Origin of the sequence: Paraburkholderia phenazinium (assembly GCF_900142845.1) — a bacterium.
In the GTDB taxonomy this organism is placed as follows: domain Bacteria; phylum Pseudomonadota; class Gammaproteobacteria; order Burkholderiales; family Burkholderiaceae; genus Paraburkholderia; species Paraburkholderia phenazinium_A.
Window position 1 is genome coordinate 3,744,009 of sequence record NZ_FSRU01000001.1, and the last position, 20,895, is coordinate 3,764,903.

Here is a 20,895-nt window from a genome sequence, read left to right on the forward strand (position 1 = left end):
GTGGAAGCGGTGGCTCGGGCGGAAACGGCGGCTCCGGCGGATATGGTGGCGGCGGTTCCGGTGGAAATGGTGGCGGCTCTTCGGGGGGCGGTTCTGGTGATGGTGGCCATGGCGGCTGGGGGAGCGGCTCGGGTGGTTCCGGCGGAAGCGGTGGCTCAGGTGGTTCCGGTGGAAGCGGCGGCTCGGGCGGAAACGGCGGCTCCGGAGGCAACGGCGGCGGCTCTACCGGCGGAAATGGCGGAAATGGCGGAAATGGCGGCCACGGCGGTTCCGGCTCAGGCGGCTCCGGCAATTCAGGCGGTTCATCTGGATCAGGCACCAGCTCCAGCTCCGGCAACGGCAACCAGATCACCAGCGGCCTGCTCAATCCGATCGTGGATCTGGTGGTCAACGTCGGTGCCATCAGCGTGCCGATTGTGCCCATCACCGTCGGCAACAACAGCGGCAGCGGGAACGGCAATGGCGTAGGCAACGGGACGACGGGCAACAAAGGCAGCGCCGGCGAAACGGGCGTATCCGGCGCCGGCAATCTGCTGGCACCTGTCACCGCATTGCTTGGCGGCCTGCGCGTCGCGCCGGTCACCGGCGGTTCGCAAAGCGGCGGCAGTAGCGCAAGCAGCAGCCCCGTCGCCCCCCTCACAACCTTGTTAGGTGGACTAACAGGTGTCCTGGGTGGCGGAAGCTCGCACGGGTCGTCGTCGGGCGTCGTCGGTGCAAGCTCATCAAGCAGTCCGGTTGCGCCGTTGACCAACCTGGTCACCTCGCTGACCGGCACGCTCGGCGGCCTGAGCGGCGGAACCAGCGGCGGATCCTCCCTGCTCGCTCCGTTGACGAGCCTGCTCGGCGGCCTGACGGGCGGAACCAGCGGCAGCAGCTTACTGTCGACGCCAACGGTACCGAAGCACTAGCGGACAACGCGAGGAATACCCGGGCGTGATGCATCAAACGCCCGGGAACCGGAACCATCGCCCCAGCGTCTGTCCTTACCCCCGCCCATCCACCGGTTTCTGACACGCCGCCAGCACGGCGCCGGCCAACAGCAACACGGCCGAATACACCAACCCGCGCGCAAGCCCAGCGCCATCCGATACCCAACCGATCACCAACGGCCCGACGATCTGCCCGAACGCGAACACGATCGTGAATGCGCTAATACCTTTGGCCCAATGACTGGCAGGCAGGTTGTGTCGCACGAACGCGGTCGTCGACGCCACCGCGGACAAAAACGTCGCGCCGAACAAGGCCCCTGAAACAAACGCGGCGAAGGGATGCGTGGCAAGCGCCGGCAGCAGCGTCGCGAGGCCGAGCAGTCCGTTGAGTACCGCGAGCGCCTTGCCGCCGCGCATCCGGTCGAGCAGCCCTGACCACAGACGCGCCGAGACAACGGTCGCCGCGCCGAGCAGGATATAGAAGCCGGTCACGATGGCCGCGCTCATCCCCGCGTTGCGCAACAGCGCAACGATAAACGTCATGTAGCCGATATACCCGACGCCGAACAATCCATAGCCGCCCAACGCAAGACTAAAACGCGGCCAGTGCAGTCCAGAGTCGGACCCCGGCTGCGAGGCCGCCGCCTTCGATACCACCGCGTGGCCCCGTTCGATTTTGCGGGCCGCGCCGATCGCCACCAGCGAGAAAGCGAGGCACCCGGCCGCCAGCGCAAACCACGCAAGCTGCCAGCCGTGGATCGCCCTGGCAATCGTCAACGGCACGAGTATCGCGGAAGCTACGATGCCCCAGCCGGCGCCGCCGTAGTACAAACCGAGCACGAGTCCGGCGTCGCGCGGCCGCGAGGAAGCGAGGCGCGCCGCCAGCACCCCGCCGCTGACGAAGATCAGCGCACTGCTCACGCCGGTCATCACGCGCAAGGTGAGCAAGGCGTGCGTGTCGACGAGCATGCCGCTGACCGCCATCAGCAATGCCGTCGCTATGCAACCGGCAACAAACAGCGCAGCCGTCGACGCGTCCCGCGACAAGCGCGGAAAAGCAAGCGCGCCGAGCAGATAACCCAATGCATTGGCCGTGTTCATGGCGCCGGCCTGGGCAAAGCTCCAGCCGAGATCGAGTTTCATCGCGGGCAATAGCAGCGCGTACGCGAATCGTGCGAGGCCCAGGGCAATCGCGCTTCCCAGGGAGAGCGCTACGGCGAGCCACAACGTCTCCATCCGGTTCGGCGTTGGAGTTTCCGTGTCATGGCGAAGCGATTTCGAGCGAGTCAGTTGTGCGGACATGAGCGAGCGTGGGACGAGCTTTTGTCAGGCAAGGAAGCAGCCAGCATACTGCAAGCCCTGCCATCATAGCCGCGCTACACGCTCACGCCAGCGCTGCATCACGATGCGATCGAAGGCAACCGGCATTCGTTCGACGAGCACACTCCGCGCAATGCTTCGCCGCGTCGCGCACGACATCTTCGGCGCGAGTGCCGCAACCCACAAACAAACTCGCCAACGACACGAGCATGTTGCGATGTTCGGGATTCAGTTGGGGACTTCGGCCCGACGTGTGCGGTCAAATTGCGCCGTGATCCGTCGTCGACCAGGCGACACAGGCGGCATAGCCCGCAGGCGCGGCGAGCCACGTTGCCGACAAGTCGCGCGCTTCATCAGGCACCTGATCGCGCAAGACGACACGCGTGCCGTCGCGTGGCAGGACGGTCAGGCGCTGCAAGCCACGCGTCACGCCCACGCCCGTTGTCTTGAGCAACGCCTCCTTGGCAACCCAGGCATCGTAAAACCAGTGGAGACGTTGGCCGGCCTCCGCCTGATCGAGCCATGCCGCTTCGCTGTCAGCCAGTGTCAACGAGGCGAGCGAGCGCCAGTCGAGTTGCACGTTGCACTGTTCTATATCGACCCCCACCCTGCGGCGAGCGGACAGCGCAATCAGACCGTGGGCGCCGGAGTGGGATACGTTGAAATCAAGCGCACGCGCCGCAACCGGTTCGGCGAGTTCGACCACCTCCGCCATTGCATCCATCCCAGCCAGGCACGGACGCCCCATGGCATCACGCGCCAGACGCACGGCATGTGGCGCGACGCCCAATGCGTTCCCGAGTCGCTCGCGCAGGGCCGCACGCACGGCCGCGAAGCGCAGCGTGTCTTCGCTGCGACGAAACACTCGCGCACGCGCGCGTTCGTCGCTCGACAGCGCGCTGAATGCTTCGCTTTCGAGCGTTTGATCGAAGGGGATATCGACCCGCCATACCTGGACATCGGACGGGCCATCATGCAACAACGGGAAGAGAGGGATACGCTGCATTGCAGGGTTCGGGCTCGTTGCCTGGGCACTCGGGAAAACGGCCACTGTACAGCATTCACATGCAAGCGCCACCCGCTCAGGCGTCGAACGACGCAGCCGCGCCCTGCTGCTTCCCACCTGCCTGCGCGGCGCCTGCACGCGCATGCTGCATCGCTTCGAGCAAGGTGGCGTGATCGCCGATATGGTTCGCCAGCAGCAGGATTAACTGCGCATTCGCCGACTGGCTCTGCGCATCGTCGAAGTCTCGATGCATGTCGATCAGCGCTTCATAAAAGTCGTCGGGGCGTGCGAGATTCGGTTGTGTGTTCAGTGTCATGGTTGTCTCCTGTTCTCTCGTGGCGCTCGCGTGCTGCATGTCTGTGCCCATGCCACGCCACGATCACGCCGTGCCGCCCACGCACAACGCGCGCTTCAATGCCTGCTCGACGCGGCCGGCGTCCAGGCGACGCCAGCGCGCACAAACGTGCTGATCGGGGCGAATCAGATAGAACGCGCCGGGCGTGGCGTCATAGCGCGTCTTCGCCAGACCCTCCGTGTCGTGCAAGACCGTTGCACCGGATAACGCGACGTCAAGTGCAGACACGCCCTCCGTAGCATCCGCACTTACCAGCACGACCAGTTTCAAAGGAATCGCCCCACGCTGCAGGGCTTGAAGCGCATCACATGTCGCCTCATCGATGCCCCCAGCGCCGCAAAACAGCATGCCCGTGAACTGCTGGCCGATATGTTGCAGCAACCACGCCGGCTGCCCGCCAAGACGAACTGGCGCGTCGCAGCATGCCGCACCCGGCACCATCTGGCCGGCAAAGCGCTCGCTGTCCGCCGTATTGAGCGCCGAGTCGCGCAACACCGCCGGCACGGAGAGGCGCCCGCTATTCACCAGTTGCCGCGCGAATGCATGATCGCGGGCGAGTTTGAGCACAGCGTCGCGAAACACCCGGCTCACCGCGCTCTTGGGTGTGATGAAATCGGTAGAACGGGTGGAGTGGCGGATATTCTCGTCGGCTGCAGATTCGCGCTCGCTGGCGTAGGTGTCGAGCAAAGCATCCGACGCTCGCCCGCTCAGCACCATCGCCAGCTTCCACGCGAGATTCTCCGCATCCTGCACGCCGCTATTCGCCCCGCGCGCGCCGAACGGCGAAACGCCGTGCGCCGAGTCGCCGGCGAACAGCACGTTGCCGTGGCGAAAGCGATCCATCCGCAAACACGAGAACGTATAGACGCTCACCCACTCCAGTTCGAACTTCGCCTCCGGTCCGAGCAACGCGCGCACACGCGGAATCACACGTTCCGGTGTTTTCTCGAGCGCGGGGTCGGCATCCCAGCCAAGCTGAAAATCGATCCGCCACACGTTGTCCGGCTGACGATGCAACAGCACCGACTGATTCGGATGAAACGGCGGATCGAACCAGAACCAGCGCTCGGTGGGAAACTCTGCTTCCATCTTGACGTCGGCAATCAGGAAGCGGTCCTTGAAGGTACGACCATGCGTGTCGAGACCCATCAGATTGCGAATCGGACTGCGCGAGCCGTCCGCTGCAACCACGTAACGGCCGCACAGCGGGTACTGCCCGTCGGGTGTTTCGACCGTCAGCGTAACGTTGGCGTCGTCGCTCCCGGGTGCGCCGTCCTGCCGAATGCCCACCACCTTGCTCTTCCAGCGGATCTCGAGATTCGGCAATTCGCGTGCACGTTCCAGCAGATAACCTTCCACATAGTACTGCTGAAGATTGATAAACGCAGGCCGGTTATGACCGCTCTCCGGCAGCAGATTGAACGTGTAGACCAGTTCGTCTTTCAGGAACACCTTGCCGACGTTCCAGCTAATGCCCTTGTCCACCATGCGCTGGCCGCAGCCGAGCCGGTCGAAGATATCGAGCGAGCGCTTCGAAAAGCAGATTGCGCGCGAACCGGTCGACAGCGAACAGTCGTCGTCGACCAGCACGACCGGCACGCCCTGCTGCGCGACGTCGATTGCGGTGGCGAGCCCCACCGGCCCCGCACCGACCACGATCACCGGATACGCCGTCGCCTGCGTGCCGCCCTGCTGCTCGCGGCACGGCTGATACTCGAACGACAGCGTCTGGTAGTTGATGCCCATCTTGTCTCCGTCCATCTCCACGCTCTGCACGCTCTGCACGCTGTGCGCTCCCGTCAGGCCTGCAGCGCGTCCCACATGTCCTTGTCGCGCTGCGCCGTCCAGATGCGCGGATGCGTGATACCGCTCGCCTCGTCGAAAGCCCGCGAAACGTCGAACGGCAGACAGTGCTCGTAGATGAAAACGTGGCCGAACTTCGGGTCCATGGCCTTGCGGGTGTGCGCCATGGCCGCCTTTAGATCGAGCTTCTGCTCGACGGCTTCGCGGCCCTGCTGCAGCAGCGTCGTCACAAAGTCTTTGGTGTAATCGAGGCCCTTGTTGACGTCTGCGGGCGTGGTCAGCGCGGGACCGCGGCCCGGCACCAGCTTGTCCGCGTTCAGCGCGCGCAGCGCCTCGAGCGTGGCCGGCCATTGCGCGAGTTGCGCGTCGCCGCAATAGCACGCAGCGTCGTATTCGACGAGGTCGCCTGAGAACAGCACCTTCTGCGACGGTAGCCAGACGATCGTGTCGCCCTTCGTGTGACCCGCCCCCAGATGTGCGATGCGCACTTCGAGCTTGCCGAGGAACAGCGTGATGTCCTTCTCGAACACGAGCGTGGGCCAGGTCAGGCCAGGCACCGTCTCGACCCCGGCAAACAGGCGCGGGAAACGTTCGATCTCCGACTTCATGTCCTGCTCGCCGCGCTCGACGATCATTTCATAGGTGCCGCGACTCGCGATCACCTGCTGCGCGCCCTCGGCGAAATACGCGGAAGCGCCGAGCACGCGCACCGCGTGGTAGTGCGACAGCACGACGTATTTGATGGGTTTGTCGGTGACGCTACGGATCTTCGCGATCAGGTCTTGCGCCATGGCAGGCGTGGCGGTGGTATCGACGATCAGCACGCCGTCGTCGCCGATGATCACGCCGGAATTCGGATCGCCTTCCGCGGTGTAGGCATAAGCGTTCTCGGACAGTTGCGTCCACGTGACTTTCTTTTCTTCCAGATCGGCCTGGGATGCGAATGCCTTTGCCATGCTTGTCTCCCTCAAAAGTTGGACGTGAGGCGAGACGGCCGGCATGGGCGCCGTTCGGAACGGGGCGCGCAAACAGACGGCATTGGAGGATTGTCTCGCCCCGTTTTGACTCTGTGACTGCGCCGGTGTGTCGGGGTGAAGGCATCTTATGGCCGGGCGAGATTATTTGTCAATAGCGAAATGTATCGCTATACGCAAACTCATAAGCACCTATGATGAGAAAGGAAAGCAGACGACCTTCGGCTAACATGGAGCCCTTTTACGGACGAGCGCAGGTGTGAGCAAAGCAGCCAAAACGGACTCCGGTGCGGTTTCCAGAAAGGGCCCGGGCGTGGACAAGCGCGCGGGTGCCGGTGCTGGCGACACGGCAGACGGCGGTAAAACGCAGCGCGGAATTCAGAGCGTCGAAGTGGGCGGCCGCGTGTTGCAGGCACTCGCCCAGGCGCGCAGACCGCTGGCGTTGTCCGATCTCGCCACCGCTGCGCAGATTGCGCCAGGGCAGGCGCACGCCTATGCGGTCAGCTTGAGCCAGTTGGGCCTGATCAAGCGCGACGAGTTGTCGGGCCGCTATGAACCCGGCCCGCTTGCGCTGCGGCTGGGTTTGCTGCATCTGGAGAATCAACCGGCATTTCGGGCCGCCGTGCCGCGCGTCGCCGCGTTGGCTGAGGCGATCGGCTTTAGCGTCGCGATCTGCATTGCCGGGCCGCAAGGACCGACCATCGTTCGATATGAGCACGCGGGCTTTCCGCTGCACGTCAATCTGCACGTGGGCACGGTGATGTCGTTGCCGGCAACATCCACGGGCCGCGTGTTTTGCGCCTATCTGCCACGCGAGACATTGGAGCGCATGTGGGCGAATCAGTCGGGCACTGGTGGCGCGATGACACCGCGTGCTGAACGCGCCCGCTTCGACGCCGCTCTGGACGCCATCCGCACACGCGGACTCGAATCCAGCGTCGATGCGCCGAGTCCGGGCATCAGCAGTCTCAGTGCTCCGGTACTCGATGCGCATGGCCGCTTATGCCTCGCGCTGACAGTGATCGGCTCGACCGGCGCGATCGACGTGGCCGCCGGCGGTGCGACCGCCGGCGCGCTGCTCGCCGCGACGCGCGACATCAGCGCAGAACTGACAGCGCCCCCTTCTCTGCTGGCCTCTTCCTCATCGTGACCGATTCTCTCGACACCTCTCACGCCGGCAGCACCGCTGCTAGCGCTGCGGCGAAACCGCAGCGCGGCATCCAGTCTCTCGACAGCACCGGCGAGTTGCTCGCCGCGCTGATCGCGGCCGCGCGCCCTCTGAACTTGCGCGACCTCGCGGCCGCTGCAGGCATGCCGCCGGCCAAGGCGTTTCCGCATCTGGTGAGCCTGCTGAAAATCGGCTTGCTGAATCGCGATGCGGCCGGCTGTTTCGAAGCCGGTCCGCTTGCGCTGGAGCTGGGCTTGATCGGACTGCAGCGGTTGTCGCCGACGCGCGAAGCAGAGCCGGAGGTGGTCGAACTGGCGGCATCGACGGCAATGAGCGTCGCGATGGCGGTGCTTGGGCCACTTGGGCCAACCGTCGTGCGTCTGGAAGAATCCGCGCGGCCGCTGCATGTGAGCTTGCGGGTGGGCACGGTGATGTCGCTGGTGAACACGGCCATCGGACGGGTGTTCGCGGCGTATGTTGCGGACGACGTGCGTCAGGGTCTGCTGGCGCAGGATCACTTGCGGCTGGCGGGGGTGGACAAGGAGGAGTATTTCGCCGCTACGGCGAACCGGTCAGCGAAGCCCGCCTTGGCGAGCGGCAAAGACATGGCGTCGCCGCAGTCCGCCGGACAGTACGCCCAGCGCCTCGCACAGATCCGCGCGCACGGGATCGACTCGGCATTGAGCCGGCCGGTGCCGGGCATCGACACGTTGGCTGCGCCGGTTCTCGATCACACGGGAAGCATCTGCCTCGTGCTGGCATTGATGGGACCGAGCGGCAGCTTCGATAGCGAACTCACCGGTGGACCCGCGCAAACGCTGCGGGCGGCGACGCTCAGGTTGTCGCGCCGGTTCGGATGGATGGCTTCGCAGAGCGAAGATTGACGCGACGGAGCGCTACCGGCTCACTGTTCGATAACGCGCGTCGAAAGGATGATCCAATCTGTGCTGGCGCCCACCGTACAGCGATCGCCGAATCTCAGCACCTGCGAAACAACGGTCACGGTAGTCCAGTTCTTTAAGGCGTCGATGCAGACTTTCGCCGCAGTTGGCCGGCCGACAGCCACAACGCTGAGACAAGAAAATAGATTGCCCCTACACTTGCGTAGCCGGCCACTTTGACGATCGCAGGAGGCGTCGATGCATGGGCCTGCGCGATGAAAAACGCACCCGCCAGCGCTGACTGGCCTCCGCTCAGAATCATTGCCCATTGCGCACCAAAGCGCTTCCTGCGGCGCACGGCAGTGGCGAGCTGAAGTAATCCGGACAGAACGGCCCAGACTCCGAATACATCAAGCACCGAGCTTGTATTTACGTACAACACAACAATCACCGCAATCGCTATAGCCGCGCTAGCGAAGACATTAAAAGCCTGAGTAAAATTTTTGCGCATTCCACCGCTACGCGACATGTCGACGTAATTGGCCAGCGCATCCCATACGGGATAGACAATAAGCAGTGCGGCTCCGATCGCCGTGACCTGCTGCCCGATGGTGAACGCAAGCGCGACCCAGACGACAGAGAACGCGGCACGGATAAAGTAAAGGTGTTTGAGCCACCGCTCATTCTGAAGGCGAGCGGTATCCGAAAGATGAGTAGCCATTGAAACTCCTTTTAAATTTCGCCTGGTGTGTCGTCTGGTGCGACACACCTCGCCAAGACCGTGCAGCGACCGTGTCACCCGACGCACACCTGAGTCGCGCTGCGACGCCGGAAACAATCACATTGGCGGTGCTACGCCGTCCTTTTCGACCACGACAAATTGCGCGTTATGGGCTCCGCCGTTAGCCGGGGTAGCGATGACAAACACTTTCTTGCCTGCAATCAGGTCTGCACGCGTGGCCGGTGCAAGCGTCACGACCGGTGCATTGGTCGGCACCGTGACGGTGTTGCTGCCACCCTTATAGGAAAGTTTCAGATCGCGTCCGCTCGTGCCCTCGACGACAGTGTCCACATTGGCATTCGTCATCGAACTGTTGGCGCCGAGATCATATGCATAGTGCCCTTCGCCCGTTCCGCGCGCGGCATCGGGAAACACCAGCACTTCCGTGGCGGTCAGCTTGCCGTCGGGACCCGGCATCGCCGCGGTGCCGACATATGAGCCCGGTTTGATATCGGAGAGCTGGATCGCCTTCACCGCGCTTACCTTCGACGCGTCGCTCAAGGTGAGCGTCACGGTGTCGCCGCTGCGGCGATGTACGGTCAAGGCATCGCCCGAGAACGACACAATGTCGCCGCGAATGCGCTCAGGCTTTGTCGCCGGAGATTGTGCGAACGATGCGCCCGCAAGCGAGAGTGCAACGAGTGAAGCGGCAAGCTTGATACGGATGGACATAGATGCTCCGTTGATATGAAGGGATTAAAGCTGTTGGTGGCTGGCGGCTCAGAATCCGCCGAACCAGAGCACCATCCAGTCGGGGGGCGCAATTGGTATGAACGCAAGGATCGCAGGGAAGGCGCCGGCAGGGTATCGGTCAAATGACCGATGGGCACGTCACCAGACATGCGTTTGGCGGGTTTCAGAGTGAACCGGCCACTCGAGTGACCGGTTAGCGAGATTGGCAAATGACCGCGACTGGCCGCGTGCCGCGCAATCCATTCAACACAGAGCAGTCAAATTCCGCCGTCGACCTTCCGCAACCTGATCCATTCGTCCGCCACCTCCCCCATGTTCCGGGGTACGCCGCTTTTAATCCACGCCATGAAGAGTCGATCGAACTTAAACGTCTCACCACACTCACTCTTCAGAAACCGCCGAACGTTCTGAGTGTTCCTGTAGGTCTCGTCAATTTTGGTGGCCCGATCAATCGGGTCCCGGTGCCAGTCGAATTTCATAGAGCCTTCCCGTCTTAAGAATCAACGCATGAAAGCCAGCGCCATTACGCGCGGCGTCTGAACCATCCGGTGAGCGACAGGCGATCGCGCGTCGCGGGCAATACCTCGTGCAGCATATCGGCGGATAGAAACACCGCAATCCGGCTACCGACCGGCGAGATGTCCCACATGCGCAGGCCCTCCGGATGCAGTCGCAATTCACCGCCATGCTCAGGCAGCCAGTCTGCATTCAGATAGACGACGACCGACACTGTGCGCCTGTCGTCATGGCGAAACTGATCGCGGTGTCGCAGATATGCATCGCCAGGCGCGTAGAACGCGAAATGGCTTTCGTATTCTTCGAGTCCCAGAAAGAGCCTGCGATTCAACGCGACACGCAACGTTTCCATGATCGCGAGATACCGGTCGCAGGCGTCGGATTGCCCCGCCTCCAACCAGTGAATCCGGTCGCCGCGGACATCGGGCTGGAGCGAACGCGCCGCGCCCTGGCTGACCCGCGCCAATGCGAGCGTCCCGGCAGCCGCAAGCGTCGCACATTCCAGCGCGAGCGAGAGCGTCAAATCCGGCGGAAGAAAGTTGTCCTGTTCCGACCAGCCATGGTCATGAAGGGCCTCCAGGATTCGTCCATGCCTTTCCTCTCCGGGTGCATCGGAATGCGCCGACGGGTGTGTGCAGTTCACTGTCTGTTCCTTCGAACGAAGGTGCTGGTTGGATATTCGAACTGTCGTCCAAAGGATATGAACGAGGCGGGCTTTAATCTGAGCGAAGGATGGTAACACCGGCTTCTGGTGTTTCCTGTATGGGGAAATTTTGGCGCAAAGGACGTTAAGGACAAAAGCGCTCTGGCAACAGGCAGGTTTTCAGTGAGAATCGACCCACCTTAATAGAAGAGCCGGCAGTAGAATCGACCCGATTACACACGTCCGGGGGAGTTTATGCAGCGCGATATGCACTATTACGCGACATATGCAATGGCTGCGGCGGCCGGCATTCCGAAGGAGGATGCCGAAACTATTGCCTATGCTTCGCAATATGTGGACGACCAGAACGACGAAGACCTCATTTCCGTTCGGGAGGTAGGGGGCGACTTTTGCGAGTCGGTGGTCACTATACCCACGGCGCATCACCCCCTGGAGACCGGTATTTTCGCGGGGCTCGGTCACCTTGAAAGGGAGGCTGCGAACTTCGTGCGCCGCAAGACAAACCACAAGGAGGGGCGCGACGATAGCCGGCTCGTTTGGGTGCCGTTTCATTTCTTGCCAGGTAACAAGGGGACCAACTACCTGGAAAAGCTCGTCTGCCAGAAGGACAGCGCTATTGCGAACGAAATGCTGGAGCATCACCTGGGCTTCGCGCAGGAAGACTTCGGTTTGGTGCTGGCAGGGATTGCGGCCCACGTTTACGCCGACACGTTCGCCCATTTTGGATTCGCAGGTGTTACATCGTGGCTGAATTCGATTGATATCGATTCGATTCAGATTTCCGATGGCCATGGCCACGAGACGAAGAATTACGTCGAGGGCAGTGCTTCGAAGTTCAGACGGCTCTATGGGTTCATTGAGAATGCTGCACATATCGGACACGGTGGCGTCGATACCTGCCCGGATCGTCCATTCCTGAAATGGGCGTTCCGCTATAAGCAAAGCGGTCACCTCGAGAGCCGCTCGAATCCGGACAATTTTCTGGAAGCGTCTCGCAAGCTTCACGCCTTCTTTATGCGCGTCGCTGAAAAGCGCTATACCGAAGCCTCGCGCGGCACAATTGTCCCGTTCGATGCGATCGAGAACGCCGTTCAGACGCTGATTGCACACGAAGGAGAAATGACGGAGCGCGAGCGCGCCTGGACGGAGGCGATGGAGCAAGGGTCGCTTCAGGTCGCGAGATGTGCGGCGTATTCCGTTGGTGCGTGGGGCTCGGAACTGGATGAGGCGCTGACAGAGAGGAACTTCACGCGCATCAGGAACAGTCGAGCCTATTCGTTCCATTCCGCAGCCGAGTATCACAGGCATTTCGTGCTCAAACGGTTGTTGCCCAAGCACGGGTTGATTGTCGCCTGATTGGCGAACACGGTGTGGCGTTCGACCCGTGTGGCAACGCCGGGAGCGCGGTGCGCTGTTTCCGCTCGCTATAAGAACGGACGTTCGCACCGCTCCGCTGGTCATGACCGGACCATTCTGCCGGTGGGCTGGGCAGAGTGTACGCTGGCGCACACTGAAGCGTTGACCTCACCGGGTTAACTTACGATGATGTAGGCAACGGGAAAGGCAATCGTATCGATAAATTTATGCTTTTGTATAGATCACCGTATTGTTTTTGTTGTATTCGCTCGCCTGTTTGAGCAGTAACCGGGAGTCAGGGCCGTAGCAACGGACCTGGACGAACGCTTCCATCCGCCCGAGTCAACGCATAAAGATCTCCCCGCGCCTCGTCGCCACCGACCGGCGCCGGAAAGGTGCGTCCTCGTTTTGGCGATTGCGGTTTTGGGCTTGAGATGAGACGGGAGTCTCGTAATGGACATTCAACTTACGCTTGACCAGATAAACCAGCGTGCCTGGAACTCGCGCGATGCCTCGCGCGAGTTCCTTCGGAGCAAGTCGTGGATCGACCCTGGGGAAAAAGCCGCATTCGACCAGATCGCCGAGGAGTGTCGCGGCGAGCCGTTGCTCGACATCGGTATCGGCGCGGGCCGCACGATTCCGTTAATGATGCAGATTTCGTCCAATTACACTGGGATCGACTACACGGCCAAACTGCTCGAGCACGCCCGCACTCGCTACCCGGATCTCAATCTGTATCACATGGATGCGCGGGACATGTCAGGGCTGCCAACCGATCACTATGCGCTGACGGCCTTCAGTTGCAACGGGATCGACTGTGTGGCCTACGAAGACCGCGTTCTGATCCTGAAAGAGATGTTCCGCGTTACCCGGCCCGGCGGCCTGGTCTGGTTCTCAAGCCACAATCGCGATGGCCCCGGGTTCCAGGACAGTATCCCGAAGCTGATGCCGCGTTTTACGCTCAACCCATTACGCTACGGATGGCGGACCTTACGGGCACTACGGACGCTTCCTCTTGCCTCTTACAACTACATGCGGCACGCGCGTTTTCATCGCAACTACGAAGGGTATTCGATCAAGACGGCGGCAGCCCATTTTTTCGGTATCCTGATCGTGTACACGACATTGACCGAACAGCGGCGCCAGTTGGAATCACTAGGGTTCCGGGTTGAATCCGTGTTCGGATGCGGTGACGGCAAGCGTATCGATGGCGATGCCCACACGAGTGACGCGTCTTGGTTGCACTTCGTCGCCCGCAAGCCTATGCCCCCCCTGGAATGAAAAGCCAGGCCAAAGCACTTGCCGAGCGAGACGCAACGCGGCGTCCGCTCGGCAGTACTTGCGTTCAGTTGCTATGTGAAGGTGTGAATACTCCACGGAAGCGCATCTTCCCGGAAGCGAGACGGTCATACGCTTCGGTGGCACGGTCTAGCGAAAAGGTCTCGACGATTGGCTTAACTTTTCCTTTCGCGGCGAGGTCAAGCACCTCGCTGAGATGGCGCAGTCCCGCATGCGTGGAGCCGATTACCCGTTGGCGCATCATGTGGAACGGCTTGCCCTGCGACGAGATCGAGAACGGCTTGCTGAAGTCCAGTCCGCAAAGGATCACGCGACCGTCGACCCTCAGACCCGCCATGGCCTCCTCTGCAGCGCCGAACTCGTTGGTGGTGACCAATAGTATGTCGGCGCCACCAAGATCGCGAAGTTCTGTGCCATTGCCAACCACTTGATCCGCGCCTAGCTGGATGGCCAGGTCTCGCTTGTCCGCGGAGTGTGTAATCGCGATGGTCTCGAAACCGCACGCCCTGGATAGCTGCAAGGCAACGTGCCCCAATCCCCCAATACCCAAAACAGCGATTCTTTCATGCGGCTGAGGTGCTGCATCCCGAAGGCCGCTCCAGGTGGTATAGCCGGCGCACATCATAGGTGCGGCGTCCGTGTAGGTCAGGCCGTCAGGCAGCAGAACAGTCCCCTCAGCGGCGACGGCGATGTACTCGGCATGTCCGCCCTGCGTAGCGAATCCGGTGGTGCGAGGGACGTCGCAGTTCATCGCGGTCTGGCCGGACAGCGGGCGGTTCTCGCGGCAGTAGGCACAACGACCGCACGAGGACTGTACCCAGGTCGTGCCGACCCGGTCGCCCACTCTTCTCGTATGCACGCCGGCACCCACTTCGACAATTTCGCCGACCACTTCGTGACCGGGTGTCTGGGGATAGATGTCGCCACCATAGCCTCGCGTTGCCCACACGTCGGTGTAACACATTCCAGACGCATGAACTTTCACCAGCACTTGCCCTGGCTCAGCTGTTGGAACCGGAAGTTCCCAGACCTCCCAAGGTCGATTGGCACCGGTCATTACGACTGCCTTCATCTTCATTGCCTGCTCCCTGTTCGACAGAAGGACCGGTCAAGACCCAATCCTCTGGCGTTTGCGGCTACCACTCCGGGCCGCGTTGGATCGTCGTCGTGAGAAACCTGCTCAGTCTAGGAAAAAGTCACTATCATTACTATCTCGCCAATCTTTATGCCAAGATGAAACGCGCTCATCAGTTAAAAAGCGGCGACCTCTTTTCGCTCAATGTGTTCCTGACGGTGGCGGCGCACCGTAGTTTTCGCGCGGCATCGATTGAGCTCGACGTTACCCCTTCGGCAATCAGCCATTCGATCAAGATCCTCGAACAACGTCTTGGTGTTCGCCTCTTCAACCGCACTACCCGCAGCGTGTCGCTGACAGACGCAGGAGAGCGACTCGCCGACAAACTTCGTCCCGCAATCTCGTCGGTAGCAGAGGCGATGCAAGTGGTTGACGGATTGCACGATACGCCTAGCGGCAACGTCCGAATCAACGCCAGCGAAGGCGCTATTCGCATGGTCCTGAAGCCCATGCTTGCGCGCTTCCTGCGTGACCATCCGCAGGTCCATCTCGACGTTGTGGCGGATGGAAAACTCAGCGATATCGTCGCCGGCGGGTTCGACGCGGGGATACGGCTAGCCGAGGCAGTACCGCAGGATATGATTGCGGTTCGCGTATCCGACGTGGTGCAGTTTGCGGCTGTTGCTTCGCCTGCCTATTTCTCTTCGCGCGGCCGCCCTGAGGTGCCCCAGGACCTTTATCGGCACGACTGCATCCGCTTTCGCTTTGACAGCGGCGCAGTCTACCGTTGGGAGTTCGAGCGTCGCGGCATCGTGGAGACGGTCAACGTCAGCGGCCCGCTTACCCTGACCGATCAACCATTGATGGTTGACGCCGCCATCGACGGCATCGGGATTGCATTCGTGCCGGATCATCTTGTCCGCGACGCATTGCGCGATGGTCACCTTGAGCGCGTATTGGCCGATTGGTGCCCAGTTATGCCCGGCCTGTGTCTTTATTACCCTGGCCACCGTCACGTATCGAGCGGTCTACGCGCGTTGATTGATACATTGCGCGTTTAGCTCGCGAACTCCGGCAGGAGCACGCGAACACAGACGGTCAGTAGCAAGGTAAGCGTGCTCACACCGCTACTGCCATCGACTCGCCGGATAAAACGATTCCGTGTCCCGTGCATACCATCCGGGTTGCAGGTACGGGGACTGGACCGTGAAATTCACTGCTGGGGCGACTGAGGAAAGTGAGGAATAGCTGGGTCGAAGCAAACCCACCGCTGCGCACTAGCGGTATAGATGTCTAGCATGGGTTTAAAGTCAGAGGTGTCGTCTAGCGAGGGGAATCGGATAGAAGTGACCTGTGGATAAGCTGAGCTTTGCGTGAACAAGGGGGTTCCACAGTCAGGGCAAAAACTACGGGTTGTGAGGCCACCGCTGCTTGCAGGAACTGCGTATGTTCTCGGCTTACCGCAGATCTCAAGATCGGCAGTCCTGACGATGATGCCTGACGCGAAAGGCGCGCCACTTGAGATCTGACAGTCTCTGCAATGGCAGTTGATCATGGCTACGGGCTCCCGCACACATGCATAGCGGACCGATCCGCATGCGCACCCGCCTGAAAATGGAACATTCATATTGCGCTCGTCAATCGATAGCCAGATTAACCGCGAGTCTACAACTTTTTGTAATGGCCGCTTTGCACCGCACTCTCGCGCGAAGCAGCAGATTCGGAGGCTTCCCAGCTCCGCAGCCAACCCCAACGATGATGTCGATTTTCGAGGTTCCCATTCGTCGTTCCGAAATAAGGTAGATAAAACCCGATCAAAGGAGGGTTGCGAAAGATGATCACCGTATTTGGAGAAGGAAGAGGGTTCCGGGTCGTCTGGCTGCTGGAGGAGATGGGGCTCGCTTACCGGCTGAGGCCAGTGGACCTGCTAGCTGGTGTCGAAGAAGACGCGGAGTTCCTGGCCATCAATCCCGCCGGTTTCATTCCGGCCATTCAGGATGGCGACGTCACGATGGTCGAGTCCATTGCGATCATGGAGTACCTGATGGCTCGCTACGGGCCGACGCCGCTCGCGCCCACCCCGCACGATCCTGCGTTCCCCGCTTACCAGCAGTTCCTCCACCTCGGTGAAGCCGGTCTCGCGACCTCCATCTACTTCGTCGTTGGCGCCCGCCTTATCGCGCCGGAGTCCGAGCGGCAGAACTGGAGTGCGGGTCAGGCGCGGAGGGTTTTCGAAAGCCGGCTGACGTTGGTGACGCGTCGGCTTGCGCATACACCCTATCTTGCTGGCGAGACGTTCACCGCAGCCGACATTTCGGTAACCTACGCTCTGGAGTTGGCCCAAACAAGTGGCGGCATCACCCTCGGTGAGGTAGAGCAGTCTTACATGGCTCGCACCCGCGCACGCGAAGGCTACAAGCGCGCTATGGAAACATGTCCATCCAGGAAAGCATGGCTCGCTAACCCTGCGTAGCGAGCCACCGTGTTGCGGGTGGCCAGGCTTTACGCAACGTTGCTGTGGTATTGCCACAGCGTGATGCTCTCAAGGAAAAGGGCTGCGAGCGGCGAAGGCTCTCTGCGCAGCCTGGACATCCTCCCGATGATCTTCTGCCCACTTCAGGATCGCTTGTAGATGCGGCTCGAGAGAGCGCCCGAGCGGCGATATTTCGTAGACGACGGCAACTGGCGCCGTGCTGATGACCGAGCGATTGATGAAGCCATTGGCCTCAAGCCGGCGAAGACATTGAGTCAGCGCCTTCTGGGTGATGCCCTCGTTTGCTCTTCGCAGCGCATTGAACCGCATGGCGCCGCCGCAGAGACAACCAAGGACAAGCAGCGACCACTTGGTCGTAATTTCTTCGAGCACGACGCGATTTAATTCAAGGTCTTCTCGGGATGGTGTCGACATTGTCCGGGATATTCCAGGCTACCTAGTAGCATTCAGGTGCGTAATTGCATTCAAGTATCAAATGTATACCATAACCTACCTCTAACAGACCGGGGTGGAAGATGACCGTTGATATTCATGAATCAAACAGCCTGACCAGGCAGGATGCAGCCGCCTCCAAAGCCGTGCTTGTGTTCGGTGCCACTGGACAGCAAGGCGGAGCCGTCGCAACCGCGCTTAAGTTGCAAGGATGGCCGGTCAGGGCGCTGGTCCGCAATCCCGCCAGCGACAAGGCGAAAGCTCTCCTGGACCTGGGCGTCGAGCTATTCAAGGGCGACTTTTCGGACAGCGATTCGATCAGGAACGCAATGTCGGGAGCCTATGGCGTCTTCAGCGTGCAACCCAGTTCGGGACAGGGCGCGTTGTACGGCATATCCGACGAGCAGGAGATCCGCTACGGCAAAAGCGTCGCGGACATCGCCATCGAAATGGGCGTGCAACATTTCGTCTATACCTCGGTCAATGCTGCTGGTCCCGACAAGACCGGAATGGGCCACTTCGATAGCAAGTCCGAGATTGAAGCGCATGTTCGCGGCACCCGTCTGCGCAGCACGATCATTCGCCCCGCCGGCTTCATGGAACTTCTGATGCTTCCCGGCATGGGACTCGACAAGGGAGTTTTCATGTCGTTTCTGCGACCGGGGCAGACCGGACAGGTGATTGCGGTGCAAGACATCGGCAAGATCGTCGCGACCATCTTTTCCGATCCAGACAGATTCGTCGGCCGGACCATCGAAATTGCCGGGGACGAGGTGACTGGCGTGACGCTACAGGAAAGTCTGAGTCGCGCCGCGGGCAAGCTAATCACCTATTACCGCTTCCCCGATAGCCTGTTGCAGGACAACAGCTTCCTTGATCGTCTTACATCCCTGTTCGACGACGGCCGACTCGCGGGCCATGCGGACATCGCTGCCCTAAAGAGCGAATTTGGACACCTGTTGAGTTTCGACGAATGGTTAGCAGGTCCAGGCAAACCCATGTTCGAGGCCGCGCTCCAGGCCGACGCCGCTGCGATCTCATTCCGTTGAAGTCGCCAAGCGTACCTGATGAGTTAGCCGACGATTTACATGGATATACGGGTCCCCTGTTGCCTAGTCCGCAACCGGCATTGGCATGTTCGAGACATTAACCGTGACTTGCGCCAGAAGCCGGTCGGCGTCCTTGTTCTTAAGGCGCCGTGCGCCGGCAGCGACAGCTTTCGCTCGCACGTCGGGGCGAATCCAGTAGTACGGCGCACCCTTCGGCGTGAAGGTGCCGTCGGCCGCGCGTGAGGGAATCCATGAGGCGGGATCAAGTCCGATTTGCAAGGCCATTGCAAACAGCGCATCGGGCGTCGGATCGTCCGAAAACAGCCGGCAATGTTGGGCTTGCGGACCGCGGGCGCTCCAGGCGCCGCTTTTCAACTCGTCTACATAAATCATTATGATAGGCTAACGTAATATAGGTTTTGCGAGCGTCGGACACACGCGGCCGACGCTCACTCAAATGCGGGCAAGCTCGATGGGCGATTCACCCGCTTCTTCGGCGACCACTCGCTTGCATCCGGATAAGCGAAAGCGTAGCCGCTTGCGCCCGGCGGGTCGATTATGGAACCGTGAAAAAGAATTCATCTCGAGGGCCACGACATGAAGAGGGCGAAATCCGGTGTCAGGCGAGCAAGCCGCGCCGCAATAGCGCAGCCATACGCCACCGGTGGTCACGATCATGATCCGCAAGATGCTCAAGCAGGTCGTACACCTCATAGGTCGAGCCGTTCTGCCGGATACTGACCCGCTCAAACTGACTCGGCTCCAGATCTTGCAGGCGATCGATCAAGTGCCGCCGTAGCGTCGTAAACTCACGGATCGCGTCGTCGCCGTCGCGCTGTGCGTAAGCGCGTGCAAGCGGCCAACTGCCGATGTCCGGCATTGGCAACAGCGCCGGCTTGTCGTGATCGAGAGCCTGTACGATTCGCGGGTAATAGAGGTCGCTCTCGCAGTCTTTGATATGCCAGAGATGCTCGACCAGCGACAGGTTGTCTTCTTCCGGCGCGCGAGCAAGGTGCTCTCGGGGCATCCCCTGAAAGACCTCGGCGAGGAAGCGCGGCATCTCGGCCAGTTGTTCGATCAGATAGGCACGACGGGTGGCGGTCATGACGCAGGAATCCGTGGTGAAGGTAGTGTGTAACGGTCGCTCAACAGACAAGTCTGGTGGAATCTGGCGGAAGTCAGGCCGGCTCGGAGGTCGATAGCCACCAGTCGGCCCCCACGAACCACGCCGATTGGTCCGCGGGCGTTTTCAATCTTAGCGACTTGACTGCCGCCGTCGTATTTGATTTGAACGCACTGACCAGGGATTCTCCGGTCGCATCGTCGCGAGCTCCGATACACTCGATGAACTGCGCCGGTGAGATGAACTTTGCCGCGTATGAGTTGGCCGCAACACGTGTCACAAGCAGCATGCCGCCGAGGCCGCGATTTGGCGTCAACGGGAAAATCAGACGGCCGCCATCATTGAGTGCCTCAAGCCAGCTATTCAATGGATGCGTCGCACCCGCGCTCACGTAAATCAAATCCGAGCGCGGCAGCACTGCGTGAGTTCCGCTTTCTTCAAGCACCCGGACGTGTTCCAGGTGAGCAAGGTTCGACGTCGCATGCGCACTGAGACCCGGGTCGATCTCATACGCAGCCACATGCCCTGCTTCACCGGTGAGGTGCGCGAGAAGTGCCGTGTAATAGCCGGTTCCCGAACCGATGTGTGTGATGGTTTCGCCCCGCGAGATGGCGGCTGCGTCCAGACACCGGGCATGGAGGCTCGGCTCACCGTTGTTAATGCCTCGATCGGTCTTGAGCCCGATCAGGATGTCCTGATAGAGAACGGCAGGGTCGGACGTGTCGGTCGAGATGTATCCCGCCAACGTGTACACGTTCCATGGACCGGGACCCAGATAGTTTTCCCTTTCGACCAACGCAAATGCCGCCTGAACGCTCGGGTCTCGGCACGCTCCCTTGGCCGTTATGTATCGCGCATAAAAAGCGCGAAGCACTTCTATGTTCGTCATCGACCGTTTCTCCGTAAAGGGACAGAGCTATCGTAGCAGGTCAAGTCGGGCAAAGTGATCGCTTGTTAGCGATCCAGTTCGCAATGTC

The 20,895-nt window shown here is 61.0% G+C and carries 23 protein-coding genes; 8 read left to right on the forward strand and 15 right to left on the reverse strand.

The window, feature by feature from the left end; all coding sequences use genetic code 11:
• Positions 1-374: 374 nt before the first annotated feature.
• Positions 375-908, forward strand: a complete 534-nt coding sequence (locus BUS12_RS16305) for a hypothetical protein (RefSeq protein WP_143788337.1) — start codon at positions 375-377, stop codon at positions 906-908.
• Between the two features lie 75 nt (positions 909-983).
• On the opposite strand, the gene BUS12_RS16310 is transcribed toward BUS12_RS16305, so the two are convergent.
• The 5 genes from BUS12_RS16310 to BUS12_RS16330 form a co-directional block, all read right to left on the reverse strand.
• A complete protein-coding gene (locus BUS12_RS16310; protein ID WP_253190151.1) occupies positions 984-2,165 on the reverse strand; it encodes a YbfB/YjiJ family MFS transporter in 1,182 nt (393 codons plus the stop codon).
• 343 nt (positions 2,166-2,508) lie between these two features.
• Positions 2,509-3,255: a 4'-phosphopantetheinyl transferase family protein gene (locus BUS12_RS16315; RefSeq protein ID WP_074296606.1), complete on the reverse strand. Its 747-nt coding sequence runs from the start codon at positions 3,253-3,255 to the stop codon at positions 2,509-2,511.
• Positions 3,256-3,331: 76 nt separating this feature from the next.
• Positions 3,332-3,571, reverse strand: a complete 240-nt coding sequence (locus tag BUS12_RS16320; protein ID WP_074296608.1) for a DUF2783 domain-containing protein — start codon at positions 3,569-3,571, stop codon at positions 3,332-3,334.
• Between the two features lie 63 nt (positions 3,572-3,634).
• A complete protein-coding gene (locus BUS12_RS16325; protein ID WP_074297582.1) occupies positions 3,635-5,356 on the reverse strand; it encodes an FAD-dependent oxidoreductase in 1,722 nt (573 codons plus the stop codon).
• 53 nt (positions 5,357-5,409) lie between these two features.
• Positions 5,410-6,369: an MBL fold metallo-hydrolase gene (locus BUS12_RS16330; RefSeq protein ID WP_074296610.1), complete on the reverse strand. Its 960-nt coding sequence runs from the start codon at positions 6,367-6,369 to the stop codon at positions 5,410-5,412.
• Positions 6,370-6,646: 277 nt separating this feature from the next.
• On the opposite strand from BUS12_RS16330, the gene BUS12_RS16335 reads away from it, so the two are divergent.
• Together BUS12_RS16335 and BUS12_RS16340 are read left to right on the forward strand one after the other, a co-directional pair.
• Complete coding sequence (locus tag BUS12_RS16335) at positions 6,647-7,537, forward strand: IclR family transcriptional regulator (RefSeq protein WP_083640418.1); 891 nt, start codon at positions 6,647-6,649, stop codon at positions 7,535-7,537.
• Positions 7,534-8,439 (forward strand): IclR family transcriptional regulator, encoded by a 906-nt coding sequence (locus tag BUS12_RS16340; protein ID WP_074296612.1) that lies wholly within the window; start codon positions 7,534-7,536, stop codon positions 8,437-8,439. Before BUS12_RS16335 ends, BUS12_RS16340 begins: the two co-directional genes overlap by 4 nt.
• Before the next feature lie 133 nt (positions 8,440-8,572).
• Here the strand turns inward: BUS12_RS16340 and BUS12_RS16345 are convergent, their stop codons facing one another.
• The 4 genes from BUS12_RS16345 to BUS12_RS16360 form a co-directional block, all read right to left on the reverse strand.
• Positions 8,573-9,157 (reverse strand): DUF308 domain-containing protein, encoded by a 585-nt coding sequence (locus tag BUS12_RS16345; protein ID WP_074296614.1) that lies wholly within the window; start codon positions 9,155-9,157, stop codon positions 8,573-8,575.
• A 117-nt stretch (positions 9,158-9,274) separates the two neighbouring features.
• Positions 9,275-9,889, reverse strand: a complete 615-nt coding sequence (locus BUS12_RS16350) for a hypothetical protein (protein WP_074296616.1) — start codon at positions 9,887-9,889, stop codon at positions 9,275-9,277.
• Positions 9,890-10,167: 278 nt separating this feature from the next.
• Positions 10,168-10,389 (reverse strand): DUF6434 domain-containing protein, encoded by a 222-nt coding sequence (locus BUS12_RS16355; protein ID WP_074296618.1) that lies wholly within the window; start codon positions 10,387-10,389, stop codon positions 10,168-10,170.
• 44 nt (positions 10,390-10,433) lie between these two features.
• Entirely contained in the window at positions 10,434-11,069 is a 636-nt protein-coding gene (locus BUS12_RS16360; RefSeq protein WP_074296620.1) for a 2OG-Fe(II) oxygenase, read from the reverse strand.
• Positions 11,070-11,324: 255 nt separating this feature from the next.
• Between BUS12_RS16360 and BUS12_RS16365 the strand changes: the two genes are divergently transcribed.
• Positions 11,325-12,446, forward strand: a complete 1,122-nt coding sequence (locus tag BUS12_RS16365; RefSeq protein WP_143788338.1) for a DUF6765 family protein — start codon at positions 11,325-11,327, stop codon at positions 12,444-12,446.
• A 453-nt stretch (positions 12,447-12,899) separates the two neighbouring features.
• Entirely contained in the window at positions 12,900-13,727 is an 828-nt protein-coding gene (locus BUS12_RS16370) for a class I SAM-dependent methyltransferase (RefSeq protein WP_074296624.1), read from the forward strand.
• A gap of 64 nt (positions 13,728-13,791) precedes the next feature.
• On the opposite strand, the gene BUS12_RS16375 is transcribed toward BUS12_RS16370, so the two are convergent.
• Positions 13,792-14,823, reverse strand: a complete 1,032-nt coding sequence (locus tag BUS12_RS16375) for an alcohol dehydrogenase catalytic domain-containing protein (protein ID WP_083640419.1) — start codon at positions 14,821-14,823, stop codon at positions 13,792-13,794.
• A 155-nt stretch (positions 14,824-14,978) separates the two neighbouring features.
• Between BUS12_RS16375 and BUS12_RS16380 the strand changes: the two genes are divergently transcribed.
• A complete protein-coding gene (locus BUS12_RS16380; RefSeq protein ID WP_074297588.1) occupies positions 14,979-15,881 on the forward strand; it encodes a LysR family transcriptional regulator in 903 nt (300 codons plus the stop codon).
• 152 nt (positions 15,882-16,033) lie between these two features.
• Here BUS12_RS16380 and BUS12_RS39810 read toward each other — a convergent pair whose 3' ends face one another.
• Entirely contained in the window at positions 16,034-16,447 is a 414-nt protein-coding gene (locus tag BUS12_RS39810) for a GFA family protein (RefSeq protein WP_074296626.1), read from the reverse strand.
• Positions 16,448-16,654: 207 nt separating this feature from the next.
• Here BUS12_RS39810 and BUS12_RS16390 point away from each other — a divergent pair, with 207 nt between their 5' ends.
• On the forward strand, positions 16,655-17,293 hold the full coding sequence (locus BUS12_RS16390; protein WP_074296628.1) for a glutathione S-transferase family protein: 639 nt from the start codon (positions 16,655-16,657) through the stop codon (positions 17,291-17,293).
• Between the two features lie 69 nt (positions 17,294-17,362).
• On the opposite strand, the gene BUS12_RS16395 is transcribed toward BUS12_RS16390, so the two are convergent.
• The gene (locus BUS12_RS16395) at positions 17,363-17,728 is read right to left on the reverse strand and encodes a winged helix-turn-helix transcriptional regulator (RefSeq protein ID WP_074296630.1); all 366 of its coding nucleotides are present in this window, start codon (positions 17,726-17,728) and stop codon (positions 17,363-17,365) included.
• A gap of 101 nt (positions 17,729-17,829) precedes the next feature.
• Between BUS12_RS16395 and BUS12_RS16400 the strand changes: the two genes are divergently transcribed.
• Positions 17,830-18,795 (forward strand): NmrA/HSCARG family protein, encoded by a 966-nt coding sequence (locus BUS12_RS16400; RefSeq protein ID WP_074296632.1) that lies wholly within the window; start codon positions 17,830-17,832, stop codon positions 18,793-18,795.
• Between the two features lie 63 nt (positions 18,796-18,858).
• On the opposite strand, the gene BUS12_RS16405 is transcribed toward BUS12_RS16400, so the two are convergent.
• From BUS12_RS16405 to BUS12_RS16415, 3 genes are all read right to left on the reverse strand, one after another.
• Positions 18,859-19,188 carry a DUF4031 domain-containing protein gene (locus tag BUS12_RS16405; RefSeq protein ID WP_074296634.1) on the reverse strand — a complete coding sequence of 110 codons (330 nt, stop codon included), beginning with the start codon at positions 19,186-19,188 and terminating at the stop codon, positions 18,859-18,861.
• A gap of 226 nt (positions 19,189-19,414) precedes the next feature.
• Complete coding sequence (locus tag BUS12_RS16410; RefSeq protein ID WP_074296636.1) at positions 19,415-19,900, reverse strand: DinB family protein; 486 nt, start codon at positions 19,898-19,900, stop codon at positions 19,415-19,417.
• A gap of 73 nt (positions 19,901-19,973) precedes the next feature.
• Entirely contained in the window at positions 19,974-20,807 is an 834-nt protein-coding gene (locus tag BUS12_RS16415) for a protein-L-isoaspartate O-methyltransferase family protein (protein ID WP_074296638.1), read from the reverse strand.
• Between the last annotated feature and the right edge of the window lie 88 nt (positions 20,808-20,895).